This is a genomic window from Empedobacter tilapiae, from assembly GCF_004785645.1.
Classification (GTDB): Bacteria; Bacteroidota; Bacteroidia; order Flavobacteriales; family Weeksellaceae; genus Empedobacter; species Empedobacter tilapiae.
Genome location: NZ_SRPE01000001.1, coordinates 224,382 through 241,349, shown reverse-complemented (window position 1 = coordinate 241,349; position 16,968 = coordinate 224,382). Strand labels below are relative to the sequence as shown.

The window sequence follows — 16,968 nt, the reverse complement described above, 5'->3', positions numbered from 1 at the left end:
TTTATAATTATATGATGTAAGAATATCTTAATCTAAAATTTTAAGGACTTTAGTTGTACGTGCTCTTGATGCTTCAACTAATTCAGCTTGTGCTAAATCTTCACCGTAAGAAGGAATCATTTCTTTGATTGCATCATTCCATTTGTTTTTCATCAAGTCTGGGAAACATTGTTTCATCAAGTTCAACATCGCACTAACAGATGTAGATGCACCTGGAGAGGCTCCTAATAAGGCGGACATAGATCCGTCTTGAGATGTTACGATTTCTGTACCAAATTTCAGAACTCCTTTTCCATCTTGTTTTTCGATAACTTGTACACGTTGTCCAGCAGTTTGTTCAAACCAATCTTCTAATTTCGCTTCAGGGAAATATTCTTGTAAAGATTCTACTTTTTTAGCTTTAGACAACATTACTTGCTCTACCAAGTATTTTGTCAAATCGATATTGTTTAAACCACAATTCATCAAAAATCCAACGTTTCCAGGATTTACAGATTTGAATAAATCACAATTAGATCCATATTTTAAGAACTTTGTTGAGAATGTTGCAAATGGTCCAAATAATAAAGATTGTTTTCCATCAATAACACGTGTATCTAAATGAGGCACAGACATTGGTGGCGCACCAATTTTAGCTTTTCCGTATACTTTTGCATGATGTTTTTTGATAACCTCTTCGTTCTGACAAATTAACCATTGTCCACCAACTGGGAAACCACCAAATTTTTTCGATTCAGGAATTCCAGATTTTTGTAACAATAAAATTGCTCCTCCACCTGCACCAATAAATATGAAATCAGCATTAAGTGCTTTGTTATTTCCAGATTTTAAATCTTTTACTTTAACTGCCCATTTTCCATTGCTAAGACGAGTTAAGTCTTTTACTTCGTGTCGAGTTTCTAAGGTAATTTCATTTTTGTCTTGTAAACCTTTGAAAATTTGACGTGTTAATTCACCAAAATTCACATCAGTTCCCAAGTTCATATGCGTTGCCGCAACTTTTTCATTACCTTTTCTACCATCAACAATTAATGGAGCCCATTCTTTGATTTTTGAAACGTCATCAGAATATTCCATATCCTTGAATAAAGGATGTTGAGATAATTTTTCATAACGTTTTTTCAAGAATTCTACGTCATCATCGCCCCAAACAAAAGACATGTGTGGAGTAGGGCGTAAAAATTTTTCTGGAGAAGAAACGTAATTATTTTCGACTAAGTAAGACCAAAACTCTTTTGAAGTTTCAAATTGTTTTGCAATATTAATTGCTTTATCGATATTAACCACTCCATCTTTGTCTATTGGTGTATAATTCAATTCACAAAAAGCAGAGTGTCCAGTTCCTGCATTATTGAAAGCGTCAGAACTTTCAAATCCAATCTTATCTAATTTTTCGAAAACAGAAATCTTAATAGCCGGATTTATTTTTTTAAGAAGTATGCTTAAAGTAGCACTCATGATACCAGCACCAACTAATACTACCTCTTGAGGTTGTTTTTCCATTTCTCAAAAATATATTTACGTTGCAAAGGTATTAATAAATAGCCTTTTTTGCGAAACTATATGCAGAAAAAACAATGATTTTTTACATAAATTATTGTTTTGAGATAATTTGAATTGAATATATTTTATAGAAAATTACTCAACATCAGATTTACCAATACTTTCTATATTGTCCGCTTGTAATAAATCTGCTTCAAAAGCTTTTTTATTAACAACTGTAGTTTTTGATATTTTATCGTGCCAACCATTTCCTCCTAAAAATGTAAGTTGATCGAATGGAATAATTCGACATAGATTACGGTAAAAATAATCTTTTGTTGTAGGAGCAGAACCGTCAATCATAACAACTTTAGTTCCTGTAATAAATTTACCTAATGATCTTCCTTTTGTTAGATATTCAGATAAAAAAATTAATAAAACATAAAAAAAGTTGTTAAAATTCTATCTAATAGTGGATTAATATTTTCAAATTCATAAATGATATTACTTTCTGGGTTAATAACAGTTATAATTCCAGCTATTATTCCAAAGAAAAGAATTGTTACAATTATAATAGAAAATAGATCAATAATGTAATTCAAAAAACGTAATCCTTTGTTAGCTTTATGTTCGCCAACTTTGTAATCTAGGTACATAGTGTTTAGCCTTTAATTAGTTGTAAATATACAATAAGCATTAAGTGTTATAAAATATTTTAGAGATAAAATTTATTTTAAATTTTATCTTCCATCCAACGACAAAGATTGATATAATTGGTATTTCGTCTTAATAAACTGTGATTATCTGAATCTTTAAGAAAACTATCTAATTCTCGAAAAGCTTTCACTTTTTCATGAGGATACAAATCATTCAATTCAATAAAAAACAAACTGATTTTTCGTGTAATAATATTACTGTTTTTCATCTTTTTACAGAATTGATGCGTTTTGTACGAATATGCATCCAATTCTTGATCATTTCCAGAATCATATAAGTTCATCATAATCAAAACCAATGTATAAAAGTATAAATCTTCTTGAATTGTCGCTTCACTATTGATTATTTTTTGACAATATTCAAACGAATTATCCCAGTCTTTGTTGAGAAAATAATATGCAGCAATCTTTAGAAAAAGAACCAAAATATGATGATTATCGATTTTATGCTGATGCAATTTTATTTCACGAAGAATATCTTTAATCAAAAAAGGACTAATATTTTCTTTTGGATTGATAAAAAAATAATTCAATTTACTATTGAATTTATTGATAAACCAAAGTGCTTCTACATTATCATTTTGAGGTAAAGTACCATAAACAGATTCTAATTTATCAAACCAAAATTTGAATTCTTCCGAATTTTTTTTCAGGTATAAAATCTTCAATAAATACGAATTTCCTTTGATAAACCAAACAGGATGACTAAGAATTCGTTCTTTTTTCTCATAAAATAATTCAACCCATTTTTTAGAAAAATCATAAGCGGAATGTAGGTTTTGCGTCAACATCGATAACCAAACATTCGCTTTATAAAACCATAATTTTTCTTTGAATTTTAATCGTTTTAAATCGATGTTTTTTGTTTCCAAATCAAAGAAATTCTGAATTTTCTGAATTTCATCATCATCTTTTGCATATCCATTTTCGAGCAAAATACTATACAATTTCAGTGATAAATTAGATAATTTACTTGCTTGTAAATTTTGTAAACTCAATTCTTCTGATTGTTCAATTAACTGATCTGCACGCCCTGAAATACTTCGTGTAATAAATTGTGATTCAATAATTTTTTCTAATTCAAGAATGTCATATGCAATTGTTTTTTCATCAAAATCTAACGCTTGAGTTTTAGCCTTATCTAACATTTTTAGACTTTGCTTATGCAAACCTTTTTGGTATAAAATAGTCGCAAAATCAAATTGTTCACGTATTTGCATACGTGAATTTTGTTGCGAAGGATTCATTCTCAAGCTAAACAAAATTTGTTTGTACAAATGAGCTTTTAGATTAGATAATTGCTGTTTTGTGGTAATTTTTTTCTTCAAAATTGCCATTTCATCATATTCATCCAATTTATCTAACGCTTCAAATAATAACAAAAATTTTGCATCTGCATTTATTTGCAAACGATTTACATAAAGTTTGAATTGACGTTTCTCGGAACGGTTAAGTGACTTTATTAAACTAAAAAGCGAATCTTTATTATGATTTGACATTGTAATGAAAATAGGTTTAAAATGTTTAAAAGCAGTGATATAGTTGATTGAAAAACTTTTTGAAAATTGTAAAATAAACTTTAAATAAGAAACTTAAAGTTAGCATAATTTTAATTTTATATCACAATAATAATCAAAACAAATTGCTATGAGTGCTGAAAAGATTCAAATTTTTGATACGACACTGAGAGATGGAGAGCAAGTGCCAGGGTGTAAGTTAAACAAAAAACAGAAGTTAGAAATTGCGGCTCGATTGGACGAATTAGGCGTTGATATCATAGAGGCTGGATTTCCAATTTCAAGTCCTGGTGATTTTGATGCAGTAGATTCTATCTCAAAGTTAGTTAAAAATGCAACTGTTTGTGGCTTAACTCGTGCAAATAAAAAAGATATTGAATCTGCAGCTAAAGCTTTACGACACGCAATTAAACCAAGGATCCATACAGGAATCGGAACCTCGGATTCACACATTGTTCATAAATTTAATTCGAATCGTGATGCAATTATAGAGCGTGCAGTTGAAGCTGTTACTTATGCAAAAACATTTGTAGACGATGTTGAGTTTTACGCTGAAGACGCAGGAAGAACGGATAATGCTTTTCTTGCTCAAGTTTGTGAAGAAGTAATAAAAGCTGGTGCAACAGTTCTTAATATTCCAGATACAACAGGTTATTGTTTACCTTTTGAGTATGGGAATAAAATTAAATATTTGAAAGATCATGTTCAAGGAATTGATAATGTTATTATTTCTTGTCATAATCATAACGATTTAGGTTTAGCGACAGCGAATGCAGTTGCAGGAGCAATAAATGGAGCACGTCAAATTGAATGTACGATTAACGGAATTGGTGAGCGCGCTGGTAATACAGCTTTAGAAGAAATCGTAATGATTTTTAGACAACACAAAGAATTGAATTTTTATACAGATATCAATGCTCAAATGTTAACAGAATTAAGCCAATTAACTTCTGAAACAATGGGAATGATGGTACAACCAAATAAAGCAATTGTAGGATCGAATGCTTTCGCACACAGTTCTGGAATTCATCAAGATGGAGTGATTAAAAACCGTGAAACATACGAAATTATCAATCCAGCAGATGTTGGTGTAAACGAATCTTCTATTATTCTTACAGCTCGTAGCGGGCGTTCGGCTTTAGCTTATCGTTTGAAAGATATCGGTTTTGATACATCTAGAAATGAATTAGATATTTTATATGAACAATTTTTAGCAATTGCTGATGTAAAAAAAGAAGTTGTACGAGAAGATCTTATCGGATTAATGCATCAGTTTAACCAAACAACACAAAGAAAATTTGCATGAGAACCTTATTCGATAAAGTGTGGGACGCACATGTTGTGAGTCAAGTAGAAAACGGGCCACAAGTTGTTTATATTGACAAACATTTAATTCACGAGGTAACAAGTCCACAGGCTTTTACAGAATTAGAAGCGAGAAATATTCCTATTTTTCGACCTGATCAAATTGTAGCTACTGCGGATCACAATGTGCCAACGATTAATCAAGATCAGCCGGTTCGAGATCCATTATCAAAACAACAATTAGAGCAATTAGCAATTAATTGCGAAAAAAATAACATAACATTTTATGGCTTAGGTCATCCGTATCAAGGAATTGTTCACATTATTGCGCCAGAATTGGGCGTTACACAACCAGGAATGAGTATGGTTTGTGGTGATAGTCACACGTCTACGCATGGTGCTTTTGGAGCGATTGCTTTCGGAATTGGAACAAGTCAAGTTGCACAGGTTTTTGCAAGTCAATGTTTGTTGATGAATAAACCAAAATCAATGCGAATCAAAGTCAATGGAAAACTGAATCCAAATGTTCAACCAAAAGATGTGATTTTGTATATCATTTCTAAAGTTGGAACAAATGCAGGAACAGGTTATTTCTGTGAATATGCTGGAGATGTTTTCGAGAATATGTCGATGGAAGGTCGAATGACAGTTTGTAATATGTCGATTGAAATGGGCGCTCGTGGCGGAATGATTGCGCCAGATGAAACGACTTTTGCTTATTTAAAAGATAAACCATTTGCACCGAAAGGAGAAGAGTGGGATCAAAAAGTTGCGTATTGGAAAACTTTACCAAGTGATGCTGATGCAATTTTTGATGTAGAAATAGAATTTGACGCCGCGGATATTTATCCAATGATTACGTTTGGGACGAATCCAGGAATGGGAATTTCGGTAAAAGATATTATTCCTTCTAAAGATTCGTTAAGCGATAATGAAAAAGAATCGTTTGAAAAAGCGTTGAAATATATGGGCTTCCAAGATAATCAATCAATCATCAATCATCCAATTGATTATGTGTTTATCGGAAGTTGTACCAATGCGAGAATCGAAGATTTGCGTGAAGTAGCAAATTATGTGAAAGGAAAACAGCGCAATGAAAATGTAACTGCATGGATTGTTCCGGGTTCGAAACAAGTAGAAAAGCAAGCGATAGAAGAAGGTTTGGATAAAATTTTTGAAGCTTCTGGATTCAAATTGCGCGAACCAGGTTGTTCGGCTTGTTTGGCGATGAATGACGATAAAGTTCCAGAAGGAAAATATTGTGTTTCGACTTCGAATAGAAATTTTGAAGGTCGTCAAGGTCCAAATTCAAGAACATTATTAGCAAGTCCTTTGATTGCTGCTGCTGCTGCAATTCACGGAAAAATTGTTGATATCAATTAAAATTTACTCAAAATGGATTCAATCAATCAACTAAAATCATCGGCTGTTCCGATTAAAATAGAAAATATAGATACCGATCAAATTATTCCAGCTCGTTTCTTGAAAGCGATTAGTAGAGAAGGTTTTGGAGATAATTTATTCAGAGATTGGCGATTTAATCAAGATAATCAAGCAATTGAAGACTTTCCGCTGAATGATTCAAAATATGCTGGAAAAATATTAGTTGCTGGTAAAAATTTTGGTTGCGGAAGTAGCCGAGAACATGCTGCTTGGGCAATCAAAGATTACGGATTTGATGTAGTAATTAGTAGTTATTTTGCTGATATTTTCAAAGGAAATGCATTGAATAACGGAATTCTACCAATTGTTGTTTCAGATGAAATTTTAAATCAAATCTTTGAAATCATCGACCAAAATCCTTCAACAGAATTTGAAGTTAATTTAGAAAAACAAACCTTGATACTTCAAGATCAAACTATCAACTTTGAAGTTGATTCGTATAAAAAGATCTGTTTATTAAATGGATATGATGACATTGATTTTTTAATCAGTCAAAAAGGTAAAATAGAAACTTACGAACAAAACCATAAATCTTTACAACATGAAAACGCATAAAATTGCAGTACTTTCTGGCGATGGAATAGGACCAGAAGTCGTTTCGGAAACTATAAAGGTTCTGAAAGTCGTTGAACAAATTTTTAAATATAATTTTGAATTTGAAGAAGCTTTAATAGGAGCGATTGCGATTGACGAAACAGGAAATCCTTTGCCAGATGCGACGTTGCAATTATGTAAAGATGCAGATGCGGTTTTGTTTGGTTCTATTGGAGATCCAAAATATGATAATAATCCGAACGCTAAAGTTCGTCCCGAACAAGGTTTGTTAAAGCTGAGAAAGGAACTTGGTTTATTTGCAAATATCCGTCCAATCAAGGCTTACGAATCTTTGTTAGGGAAAAGTCCATTGAAGCGTTCGCACATCGAAGAAACGGATATGGTTATTTTTCGTGAATTGATTAACGGAATTTATTTCGGAGAAAAATTTACGTCAGAAGATGGTACACATGCCTACGATACGTGTTCGTATCATAGAAAAGATATTGAAGAAATTACACATTTAGCTTTTCAGGAAGCAATGAAACGTCGCAAAAAAGTAATGTTAGTTGATAAAGCAAATGTGTTGGATACATCTCGTTTATGGCGAAAAGTTGCGATGGATATTAGCCAAGAATATCCAGAAGTTGAGTTAGATTTCTTGTTTGTTGATAACGCAGCTATGCAATTAATCATCAATCCAAAACAATTTGATGTGATATTAACAGAGAATATGTTTGGCGATATTATTTCAGATGAAGGAAGTGTAATTGGTGGAAGTATAGGATTGTTGCCTTCGGCTTCTATTGGTACAGAAAATGCATTGTTCGAACCTATTCATGGTTCGTATCCACAGGCAGAAGGAAAAGGAATTGCAAATCCGATGGCTTCTATTTTGAGTGCTGCAATGATGTTGCGTTATTTGGGATTAGAAGACGGCGCGAAAGCAATAGAAAATGCAGTGGAAAATGCGATTAATAATTTGATTGTAACTTCAGATTTAGATGAAACGAGCGATTATTCGACGTCTGTTGTGGCAAATTATATTGCGAAGATATTATTGAGCGATCATGATCATCATTCATATTTCAATTTTGAAAATGTATTGATGGGAAAATCGACGATTATATAGTTTTTATTATTTATGACTTAATGAAAAAGCCATTCAGAGTTCTGAATGGCTTTTTCTATGCGTTTACTTTTACATTACACTTCTCTTTCAGTATAAGTTAACCATGTATACAAGAGAAACAGATAAGGTTTTTATGTAGTTATAAGCAGAGTTAAAGAGTTTAATTAATATAATCTTACTGTATGTTAAGTTGCTGATTATAATAAGGTTAGGTAGATTGAATTAAAACCCACGTAGCTTTTACACAACTCTTGCTTAGGTTTCACTATAAACCTACGCAGCTTTTGTGTAACTCCTGCTTAGGTTTCGTTACAAACCTGCTTAGGTTTTAATAAGAAGTAGCGCAGCTTTTATTACAAATGTTATGATGGAATCAAATAAAGGTCTTGTTAAGGCTCTAAATTCTTAACAAGGTTACTTATTTTTTATAAGCAATATCAAAAAAAAAACTTGTCAAAGTATTACTATGACAAGGTTTTTTTTGATATTGTTATGAGTTGATGATTACATCATTCCTGGCATTCCACCACCCATTGGTGGCATAGCTGGCTCATCTTTTTTAATTTCTGTAACAACAGCTTCAGTTGTAATTAACATACCTGCAACAGAAGCAGCGTTTTCTAATGCAACACGAGCAACTTTAGTTGGATCAATAACTCCAGCTTCAATCATATTTACATATTCGTCAGTTTTCGCATTGTATCCGAAATCACCTGTTCCTTCTTTCACTTTTGCAACAACTACAGAACCTTCACCACCAGCGTTGTGAACGATTTGGCGTAATGGCTCTTCGATTGCACGTGTTACTATTTTAACACCTGTAGCTTCGTCAGCATTTGTAGTATCAATTGTTAAGTTAGATAAAGCTCTAACAAAAGCAACACCACCACCAGCAACGATACCTTCTTCTACAGCAGCACGAGTTGCGTGTAAAGCATCGTCAACACGGTCTTTAATTTCTTTCATTTCAACCTCAGATGCAGCACCAACGTATAATACAGCAACACCACCAGCTAATTTAGCTAAACGCTCTTGTAATTTTTCACGATCATAGTCAGAAGTAGTTGTTTCTACTTGCGCTTTGATTTGATTAACACGAGATTTGATTTGTTCTGCATCACCAGCACCGTTTACTACAGTTGTATTGTCTTTGTCGATAACTACTCTTTCTGCAGTACCTAACATTTCTAATGTAGCGGTTTCTAACGTAATTCCTTGCTCTTCCGAAATAACTGTACCTCCTGTTAAGATAGCGATATCTTGTAACATTGCTTTACGACGATCTCCAAATCCTGGTGCTTTAACAGCAGCAATTTTTAAAGAACCTCTTAAACGGTTCACTACTAAAGTAGCTAAAGCTTGACCTTCAACTTCTTCAGAAATAATTAAGAATGGACGTCCTGATTGAGCAACTGGCTCTAATAAAGGTAAGATTTCTTGTAAGTTAGAGATTTTTTTCTCACATAATAAGATGTAAGGATTCTCTAATTCAGCAATCATTTTATCTGCATTTGTTACGAAGTAAGGAGATTGGAATCCACGATCGAATTGCATTCCTTCTACAACGTCAACGTAAGTTTCTGTTCCTTTTGCTTCTTCAACAGTGATAACACCTTCTTTTCCAACTTTAGAAAAAGCTTCTGCGATTAATGATCCAATAGTATCATCGTTATTTGCAGAGATAGATGCAACTTGTTTAATTTTTTCTGATGAATCACCAACTTCTTGAGATTGCTCTCTTAAGTTAGCAACGATTCCAGAAACAGCTTTATCAATACCACGTTTCAAATCCATTGGATTCGCACCTGCAGCAACGTTTTTCAAACCTTCGCGAACGATAGCTTGAGCTAAAACTGTAGCAGTTGTAGTACCATCACCTGCAACGTCGTTTGTTTTAGAAGCAACTTCTTTCACCATTTGTGCACCTAAGTTTTCGATTGGATCTTCCAATTCGATTTCTTTTGCTACAGAAACACCGTCTTTTGTTACATGTGGAGCACCGAAAGATTTTTCTAAAACTACGTTACGACCTTTTGGTCCTAATGTTACTTTAACTGCATTTGCTAATGCATCAACACCTCTTTTTAAAGCGTCTCTTGATTCAATATCGAATTTAATATCTTTTGCCATTTTGTTTATGTTTTGTTGTCTTAAGTCTTAAGTCTTAAGTCGAATATGATTAAAAATTAAAAAATAAGTTACTTTGTACTTAATACATTTTACTTATTACAACTAAATTTAGATGATTGCCAAAATATCAGCTTCACGCATGATTAAATAATCTTTACCTTCTAATTTTAATTCAGTTCCTGAATATTTACCGTAAAGAACTTTGTCTCCAACTGCAACAGTCATTGGTTCATCTTTTTTACCATTACCAACTGCTACAACGATTCCTTCTTGTGGTTTTTCTTTTGCTGAATCTGGGATGATAATTCCTGAAGCTGTTTTAGTTTCTGCAGGAGCAGGCTCGATAACTACTCTATCTGCTAATGGTTTAATGTTTAATTGTGACATATTTGTATTTTTATTTTTAATAATTGATGATTTCAATTCAACGAAAAACGTGCCAATAGCCAATTTCTGCCATTATGGATAAGTTAATTGTAATGAGGGAAAATAAAAATGCCAAGCTGTCAGACAACTTGGCATTTAAAGTAATTTTTATGAATAATTATTTTTTGATAATCACTTTTTTCGTGAATTGTTCACTTCCTGTTTCAATCGAAACAATGTAAACTCCATTTGATAAATTCGATAAATTAACTTGTTGAGATTTTGAAGAATTCAATTTGTTTGTATAAACTGTTCTTCCTGCTAAATCTGTCACCGTAATTTTACCTGTTGTAAATGATTTTGCGAAATCTAAATTGATAATTCCATTTGAAGGATTAGGAGAAATTGTAGCTAAGTCTTTAGAATTGATATCTGAAGTTGCTAATTTATCCGAAATTTCAAAGTTTGCAGTATTTACCGCTAAGAAAACATTATCAATCGCTTTAATCATAATACGAGCTTCTTTTGTTAACGTAACATTACTTGGTACTGTAAAATCATATTTTCCATTATTCGGAACAGATTCAGCTAAAACATAATTAAATGTTTTTCCTCCATCAACCGATAATAAAATTTTTACGTTTTGTGTATCAATTCCGTTTGCATCAGTTCCGGCAACATCCCAAGTGATTGATGCTGGATAATTTTGAGTCCAATAATCAGTTGTAGCTTGAGAAGTTACTTTGAATGGCCCGAAATCTTTTACTGACAATGTAACATTCTGACGATCAGTTTGACCACCTTTAGAGTTGTTATCTCTAACTAAAATTGAAAATTTTAATGTACGAGCAACGCTTGGAATAACTTCCCAAGATAAAGGAGTTCCACTTGGATTTGTTTCAAATGTTAATTTTCCATCTACAATTGATTGTAAATTAGGGAAGTATCTGTATCCTACTGTAGTTGGATTAAGAGATCGAAATGTTGGACCATTTTTATTAGTAGAAATTGGTGGTTGTGTTGCAATTTGTGTATCTGTTTGTTCCCAGTTATATGTTAAAGCATCACCATCAGGATCAGTAGCAGTAGCTTCTAACATGAATGCAGTTGAATGAGGAATATTATGTGATAACTTATTGATTTCAATTATAGGCTCATTGTTACCTGAGTCAGTATTTACTGAACAACTTCCTGCAGAAGAAGTAACAAAAGAATAAATATTATTTACGCTTACAGTAGAAAAATAAGGGTCACTATTGTATTGAACGTTAGGAGGGCAAATACCTGCATATGCCATTATTGTACTTCCACTTCCTGGTTCAACAGCTGTTGAACCAGAGCGATTTCCTCCACATGAATTATTGAATGTATGAGGCGCTCCAAATTGATGCCCCATTTCATGAGCAACATAATCAATATAGAAAGGATCATTTATAGGTGCTCCTGATCCTGTTACACCACCTGCTTTACTATCACCACAAGGGCTTCTTAAATAAGCAACACCACCACCACCTGTAGAAAATACATGGCCAATATCATAATTGTTAATACCGATTTCTCTATCTAAAACGATTTGATTCTCTGTAAGCATTGCTCTCCCGTCATTGTTTGTGTATTCATCAGCTTTAATGAAAATAATTTTATCATTATTTTCAACTAATTCCATTGTAACACCAAACTCTTTTTCATAAACACCGTTTACACGTGTCATAGCTATATTAATAGCAGACATTACTGCAGCTAATTTTTCTTCATCAGTTCCACCAGCTAATCCTGCTCTGTTAATATGGTATCTAGAATATTCAATAGTTGTAGCTAAAGCTAATCGGTATTTTCTCATTTTACCATCTTTAGCAATTTTATTTGTAGGAATATCACTTGTAATTTGATTAATCAAATTTTGTTGGTGTACATCGTCTGTATGACAAGCAAAACTAATATTATCATCAACATTTTTTCTATTGTACGAAATGTAAGTTGATAAATCTTCTGTATATGCATCAATGTAAGAAACTTCATTTCCTTTTTGTATCATAGCACTAAAACCATGAAAAGGAGAATAACTGAAGCGAATAGTTGATTTTCCATCGACAGACTTTCCTACATAAGATTTAATTGTTTTAAATTTATCTTGTAATTCGGGAGCCATAATAGAAGCTTCTTCTACCATATATTTTGTTAACTTTCCTGTTTCATTTGGGATATTAACTAAATGAGGTTGGTTTTTTCCTCTACTTGCGATGTTATTTAAATCGTTTACTAGATTCGTTGTATTTAGATTGAATAATTTGTATTCTTTAGGAACAGATGATCTTTCAACTAAATTTGTCGGTTGGAAATTTTTGTTTTTCAGCTCTTGCCAATGATTACTTTGCGCAAAAACAGAACTACCTCCCATAAGTAAGGATAAGATAATAAATTTTGATTTCATAAATTTTAATATTCAAGTGTTAAATAATTAATTTCTTTTGGAATTTCTATAAATAATAAGTTGACAGACATGTCAGCCTCATCTTTATTTTTGTTTAATTTTAAAATATTCTTTTTTGAGTTACTTGTTAATTCTAATATTTCATAACGATCAATATCTTCTTTACAAATAACAGCAACATTTTTATTTGAAAAATCAATGATATTTAAAGGAGCATTCCTTTGTCCTGAAATAATCAATGATTTTTGAAACTCATCAAAGTCTTTTTTATTAGTAAAGACATTAATATTATTCTTACATCCTTTCTCATCGAATGCTGTTCTAAAAACCTCCAACTCATTTTTTGAAATAGTTTTTAAAACTTTTTGTTGTCCGCAACCAATAAAAAACAAGGATATTAATGTTGTAAGGAAATAATAGTGTTTCATATTCAGTGTTTAGGACTAAATTATGAATAAAAATTTAAAAAGAGCAAATAAAAAAGCGAATCATTCGAATGATTCGCTTTTTTATTTGCTTATTTCTTATTAAAAATTACTTAGTTGGCTGAGCTGGTAATTGATTTTGATTTGCTCCGCTTGTAGTAGGTTGCGCTGGTAAATTATTAGCAGGTGCTGTTACATTTTGCTTAATAGGTTTTATAGCATTTGGATTTTCGTGTGCTGTACTTGCTCCAATTATTAATATAATTACAGCAATAAACAATCCCCAAGTAGTGTTATCTAAGAATTTATTTGTTCTCTGAACTCCAAACATTTGGCTTCCACCACCACCTCCAAAAGTAGACGATAAACCTCCTCCTTTAGGATTTTGAGATAATACAATTAATACTAATAATACACATAAAATCATGATAATAATCATGAAAAACTGAAATAGTCCCATTTTATTATTTAGAGTTTTTTAAATTTTCAATTTCTTTAATTCGATTTGCAAATAAACTATTTTTTTCTGGATATTTCAAAATTAATATCTTATAAGCTTTAATTGCTTTATCATATTTTTTTTGCTCAATATAAATTTGAGCTAAAGTTTCGGTCATCAAATCCGAATATTCTTCTGTGTTTTGAACAAAATTTGATGAAGTATTGGCTGGAGTGATATCCGTTTTTTTCATCGGAACTATTTTTGGATTTTTTTCCAAAAAATCATCAATCAACTTATATTTTATTTCCCTCTCAGCAATTTCTTGTTCTTCTTCAATCTCTTTTTGAGTTTTTGATTGAGAAGGAACTTTCTTTAACCAATCTGTAAAAGAAAACGTAGAATCATCGGAATTATTTTCAATTACTTCTGATTTTTTTTCAACTATTTCAGGTTCAGATTCTTCAATTAATTCAGTGTTTTCAGATAATTCTTGTATAATTTCTTCTTCCTGATTATTTTTTATTGTTTCAATTATTTGCTGAGATTCTGATTCAATAATTTCAATATCGGAAGTTTGTTTAACCGCATTTTCAATATCATTTTCAGAAGTTAAATTTTCTTTTTTATAAATATTTTCTTCAACAACTTTATTTGTTAATTCGGCAACTTCGTTCAATTCTTCATCTGAAATAATATCAACCACATGATCTGTTCTCAATTCAGATTCTTCTGTATCATTTTCAATCATTTCATCCACAATATCTTCATTAATTTCATCAGAATTTATGTCAGAAATAACTTCAATTTCTTGGTTATATTCTTCTTCTTTTTCTTCGATTATTTCATCAATTACTTCAACTGTTTCGTTACTATTTTCGATGATTTCAGAAGTAGAATTCTCTAAAATTGGTTCAGAAATAGTTTCAGTTTCTACTTGAACTTCTTTCTGAATTGGTTCAGAATTGATGTAATGATACAAATCGACACGATTGCTACTATGAATTGAAGTCTTGTTCAAATAATCTTCAAAAGATGGATGATTCTCTTTTTTTAAACCATAAAGTAACAATGCACGTAATGTATAGAAATATGGATACTTTTCAACTTCTTTTTTCAGAAGAGGAATATCTGATTTTTTAACTTCATACGGATGTGCTACTAAATATTCAATTCTGGTCATTGCTCAAATATAAGGTTATTTTTTTACCAATCCATCGCAATAGAAGCGAAAACTTGATTACGAATATCTTCAATAATTAATGGAACAATTGAAGACTCTACAGAACTTAACATTTCATTTCCGTCATATGGTCGAAATGCAGAAAATGTTCTATCGTAACTTTTAGATTCGTCTTTATTATTAATATATCTAATTTTTACGTAAATTGTTAAGCGGTTTTGAGCAGCAATATCGTTTGATTGAATAGCTTCAGGAACAACCTCATATCCTGTGATTTCACCTTCAATAATTAAGTCTGAGTTTTCGTTTGAGTTTAACTTTAATTTTGTTCTACTTCTAAAAATGTCTTGAATAGCAATTGTTAAATCTTGACTTAAAGTAGGATTTTGCTGAGGTGCATAATTAGGAAAGGTAGCGACATAAATAGTATTCCAATCTGGTTGAATAGCAGCTCCAGATAGTGAATATTTTATACATCCTGTTAAACTAAAAATAGCAAAAACACTAAGGACAAATAGTTTTATTTTATTCATATTTACAAATGATATTGTTTGATTTTGCGATATAATGTACGCTCAGAAATTCCTAATTCGTCAGCAGCCATTTTTCGTTTTCCTTTGTGTTTTTCTAGTGCTAACTTAATCATTTCTTTTTCATTATCTTGCAATGAAAGAGACTCTGGTTCTTCAATTGGACTTACATCATAAACGTCATTCGAATAATCGTATTGTGGTTGTTGAAAAGCAGACGGATTTGGTGTAGAAGATGATGCTACTAAATTGTACTGATTTGGAGCGAAATCATTCTCAGGTTCATTTTGATCTTGATAAACACGTTGGATTAATTCTTGGGTATTGCCATTAAAATCTTCCACATCTTTGTGTTTGATCAAATCTAATGTTAAAGCACGCAAATCGTTCAAATCTTTTTTCATGTCCAATAAAACCTTGAACAATAATTCACGTTCCATAAAATCAGAAGAACTTCCATCTTTCGATTTATTTGTAACCGTTAACATTGTAGAATTATTTGGCAATAATTCCATGATTTTTTCTAAAGAAATCACGCGGTCTTTTTCAACAACAGAAACTTGTTCAGCAAAATTTCTTAATTGACGCACGTTTCCTGGCCAAGGATAATTTGCAATATAATTTTGTGCTTCTGGAGAAAGTTCGATATGAGGCATTCTGTATTTACTTGCAAAATCTGAAGCAAATTTTCGGAACAATAAATTAATATCTTCTTTACGCTCGCGCAAAGCTGGAATATCAATTTGAACTGTATTTAATCGATAATATAAATCTTCACGAAATTTACCTTTTTCAACAGCTTCTAATAATTTTACATTTGTTGCAGCAACAACACGAACATTTGTTTTTTGAAGTTCTGAAGAACCAACTTTCATAAATTCGCCCGACTCCAAAATACGTAACAAACGCACTTGTGTTGCTAAAGGTAATTCACCAACTTCATCTAAGAAAATTGTTCCGCCATCAGCTACTTCAAAATAACCTTTACGTGTTTGTGTAGCGCCTGTAAAAGCACCTTTTTCGTGTCCAAATAATTCAGAATCGATTGTTCCTTCTGGAATTGCACCACAGTTCACTGCAATATAATTATTGTGCTTGCGAGCAGATTGATTGTGAATAATTTTCGGAATAAATTCTTTACCAACACCACTTTCTCCAATAACAAGAACAGAAATGTCGGTAGGTGCAACCTGAATCGCCTTTTCTAAAGCACGATTCAAGGCTACATTATTTCCAATGATTCCAAAACGTTGTTTGATTGTTTGTAAAGAATCCATTTTTTAATTTTTTAGGTTTTCGAAATTGAAATTTTCAATCTCATCAGTTTTTTGATTT

At 31.8% G+C, this 16,968-nt stretch carries 16 protein-coding genes; 4 read left to right on the top strand and 12 right to left on the bottom strand.

Annotated features, from left to right (window positions below):
* Positions 1–27 precede the first annotated feature (27 nt).
* From mqo to E4J94_RS01110, 4 genes are all read right to left on the bottom strand, one after another.
* Entirely contained in the window at positions 28–1,503 is a 1,476-nt protein-coding gene (gene mqo / locus E4J94_RS01125; RefSeq protein ID WP_135834060.1) for a malate dehydrogenase (quinone), read from the bottom strand.
* Between the two features lie 135 nt (positions 1,504–1,638).
* The gene (locus tag E4J94_RS01120) at positions 1,639–1,866 is read right to left on the bottom strand and encodes an RDD family protein (RefSeq protein ID WP_394346078.1); all 228 of its coding nucleotides are present in this window, start codon (positions 1,864–1,866) and stop codon (positions 1,639–1,641) included.
* Positions 1,867–1,913: 47 nt separating this feature from the next.
* Positions 1,914–2,138, bottom strand: a complete 225-nt coding sequence (locus tag E4J94_RS01115; RefSeq protein WP_135834058.1) for a hypothetical protein — start codon at positions 2,136–2,138, stop codon at positions 1,914–1,916.
* A 77-nt stretch (positions 2,139–2,215) separates the two neighbouring features.
* Positions 2,216–3,697 carry a hypothetical protein gene (locus E4J94_RS01110; RefSeq protein ID WP_135834057.1) on the bottom strand — a complete coding sequence of 494 codons (1,482 nt, stop codon included), beginning with the start codon at positions 3,695–3,697 and terminating at the stop codon, positions 2,216–2,218.
* Between the two features lie 148 nt (positions 3,698–3,845).
* Between E4J94_RS01110 and E4J94_RS01105 the strand changes: the two genes are divergently transcribed.
* From E4J94_RS01105 to leuB, 4 genes are read left to right on the top strand one after another with little or no spacing between them, the layout of a single operon-like run.
* Entirely contained in the window at positions 3,846–5,021 is a 1,176-nt protein-coding gene (locus E4J94_RS01105) for a 2-isopropylmalate synthase (RefSeq protein WP_135834056.1), read from the top strand.
* Positions 5,018–6,403, top strand: coding sequence for a 3-isopropylmalate dehydratase large subunit (leuC, locus tag E4J94_RS01100; RefSeq protein ID WP_135834055.1), 1,386 nt, complete (start codon positions 5,018–5,020; stop codon positions 6,401–6,403). Before E4J94_RS01105 ends, leuC begins: the two co-directional genes overlap by 4 nt.
* 12 nt (positions 6,404–6,415) lie before the next feature.
* Positions 6,416–7,018, top strand: coding sequence for a 3-isopropylmalate dehydratase small subunit (gene leuD / locus E4J94_RS01095; protein WP_135834054.1), 603 nt, complete (start codon positions 6,416–6,418; stop codon positions 7,016–7,018).
* Positions 7,005–8,129, top strand: a complete 1,125-nt coding sequence (leuB, locus tag E4J94_RS01090; RefSeq protein WP_135834053.1) for a 3-isopropylmalate dehydrogenase — start codon at positions 7,005–7,007, stop codon at positions 8,127–8,129. The genes leuD and leuB overlap by 14 nt, the downstream gene beginning before the upstream one ends.
* Before the next feature lie 504 nt (positions 8,130–8,633).
* Here the strand turns inward: leuB and groL are convergent.
* The 8 genes from groL to E4J94_RS01050 form a co-directional block, all read right to left on the bottom strand.
* Positions 8,634–10,259 (bottom strand): chaperonin GroEL, encoded by a 1,626-nt coding sequence (groL, locus tag E4J94_RS01085; RefSeq protein ID WP_135834052.1) that lies wholly within the window; start codon positions 10,257–10,259, stop codon positions 8,634–8,636.
* Positions 10,260–10,367: 108 nt separating this feature from the next.
* A complete protein-coding gene (locus E4J94_RS01080; RefSeq protein ID WP_019975019.1) occupies positions 10,368–10,646 on the bottom strand; it encodes a co-chaperone GroES in 279 nt (92 codons plus the stop codon).
* A gap of 157 nt (positions 10,647–10,803) precedes the next feature.
* Positions 10,804–13,056: a zinc-dependent metalloprotease gene (locus tag E4J94_RS01075; RefSeq protein ID WP_246034223.1), complete on the bottom strand. Its 2,253-nt coding sequence runs from the start codon at positions 13,054–13,056 to the stop codon at positions 10,804–10,806.
* 5 nt (positions 13,057–13,061) lie between these two features.
* Complete coding sequence (locus E4J94_RS01070) at positions 13,062–13,484, bottom strand: hypothetical protein (protein ID WP_135834051.1); 423 nt, start codon at positions 13,482–13,484, stop codon at positions 13,062–13,064.
* A gap of 106 nt (positions 13,485–13,590) precedes the next feature.
* Positions 13,591–13,941, bottom strand: coding sequence for a preprotein translocase subunit SecG (secG, locus tag E4J94_RS01065; RefSeq protein WP_135834050.1), 351 nt, complete (start codon positions 13,939–13,941; stop codon positions 13,591–13,593).
* 4 nt (positions 13,942–13,945) lie between these two features.
* A complete protein-coding gene (locus E4J94_RS01060) occupies positions 13,946–15,103 on the bottom strand; it encodes a tetratricopeptide repeat protein (protein ID WP_135834049.1) in 1,158 nt (385 codons plus the stop codon).
* Positions 15,104–15,126: 23 nt separating this feature from the next.
* Positions 15,127–15,636 carry an LPS assembly lipoprotein LptE gene (gene lptE / locus E4J94_RS01055; protein ID WP_135834048.1) on the bottom strand — a complete coding sequence of 170 codons (510 nt, stop codon included), beginning with the start codon at positions 15,634–15,636 and terminating at the stop codon, positions 15,127–15,129.
* Between the two features lie 2 nt (positions 15,637–15,638).
* On the bottom strand, positions 15,639–16,910 hold the full coding sequence (locus E4J94_RS01050; protein WP_135834047.1) for a sigma-54 interaction domain-containing protein: 1,272 nt from the start codon (positions 16,908–16,910) through the stop codon (positions 15,639–15,641).
* Between the last annotated feature and the right edge of the window lie 58 nt (positions 16,911–16,968).

What these genes read in the sequence shown, in the direction of transcription:
- mqo (WP_135834060.1), bottom strand. Translation starts at nt 1,503, where the DNA reads ATGGAAAAACAACCTCAAGAGGTAGTATTAGTTGGTGCTGGTATCATG.
- E4J94_RS01115 (WP_135834058.1), bottom strand. Translation starts at nt 2,138, where the DNA reads ATGTACCTAGATTACAAAGTTGGCGAACATAAAGCTAACAAAGGATTA.
- E4J94_RS01110 (WP_135834057.1), bottom strand. Translation starts at nt 3,697, where the DNA reads ATGTCAAATCATAATAAAGATTCGCTTTTTAGTTTAATAAAGTCACTT.
- E4J94_RS01105 (WP_135834056.1), top strand. Translation starts at nt 3,846, where the DNA reads ATGAGTGCTGAAAAGATTCAAATTTTTGATACGACACTGAGAGATGGA.
- leuC (WP_135834055.1), top strand. Translation starts at nt 5,018, where the DNA reads ATGAGAACCTTATTCGATAAAGTGTGGGACGCACATGTTGTGAGTCAA.
- leuD (WP_135834054.1), top strand. Translation starts at nt 6,416, where the DNA reads ATGGATTCAATCAATCAACTAAAATCATCGGCTGTTCCGATTAAAATA.
- leuB (WP_135834053.1), top strand. Translation starts at nt 7,005, where the DNA reads ATGAAAACGCATAAAATTGCAGTACTTTCTGGCGATGGAATAGGACCA.
- groL (WP_135834052.1), bottom strand. Translation starts at nt 10,259, where the DNA reads ATGGCAAAAGATATTAAATTCGATATTGAATCAAGAGACGCTTTAAAA.
- E4J94_RS01080 (WP_019975019.1), bottom strand. Translation starts at nt 10,646, where the DNA reads ATGTCACAATTAAACATTAAACCATTAGCAGATAGAGTAGTTATCGAG.
- E4J94_RS01075 (WP_246034223.1), bottom strand. Translation starts at nt 13,056, where the DNA reads ATGAAATCAAAATTTATTATCTTATCCTTACTTATGGGAGGTAGTTCT.
- E4J94_RS01070 (WP_135834051.1), bottom strand. Translation starts at nt 13,484, where the DNA reads ATGAAACACTATTATTTCCTTACAACATTAATATCCTTGTTTTTTATT.
- secG (WP_135834050.1), bottom strand. Translation starts at nt 13,941, where the DNA reads ATGGGACTATTTCAGTTTTTCATGATTATTATCATGATTTTATGTGTA.
- E4J94_RS01060 (WP_135834049.1), bottom strand. Translation starts at nt 15,103, where the DNA reads ATGACCAGAATTGAATATTTAGTAGCACATCCGTATGAAGTTAAAAAA.
- lptE (WP_135834048.1), bottom strand. Translation starts at nt 15,636, where the DNA reads ATGAATAAAATAAAACTATTTGTCCTTAGTGTTTTTGCTATTTTTAGT.
- E4J94_RS01050 (WP_135834047.1), bottom strand. Translation starts at nt 16,910, where the DNA reads ATGGATTCTTTACAAACAATCAAACAACGTTTTGGAATCATTGGAAAT.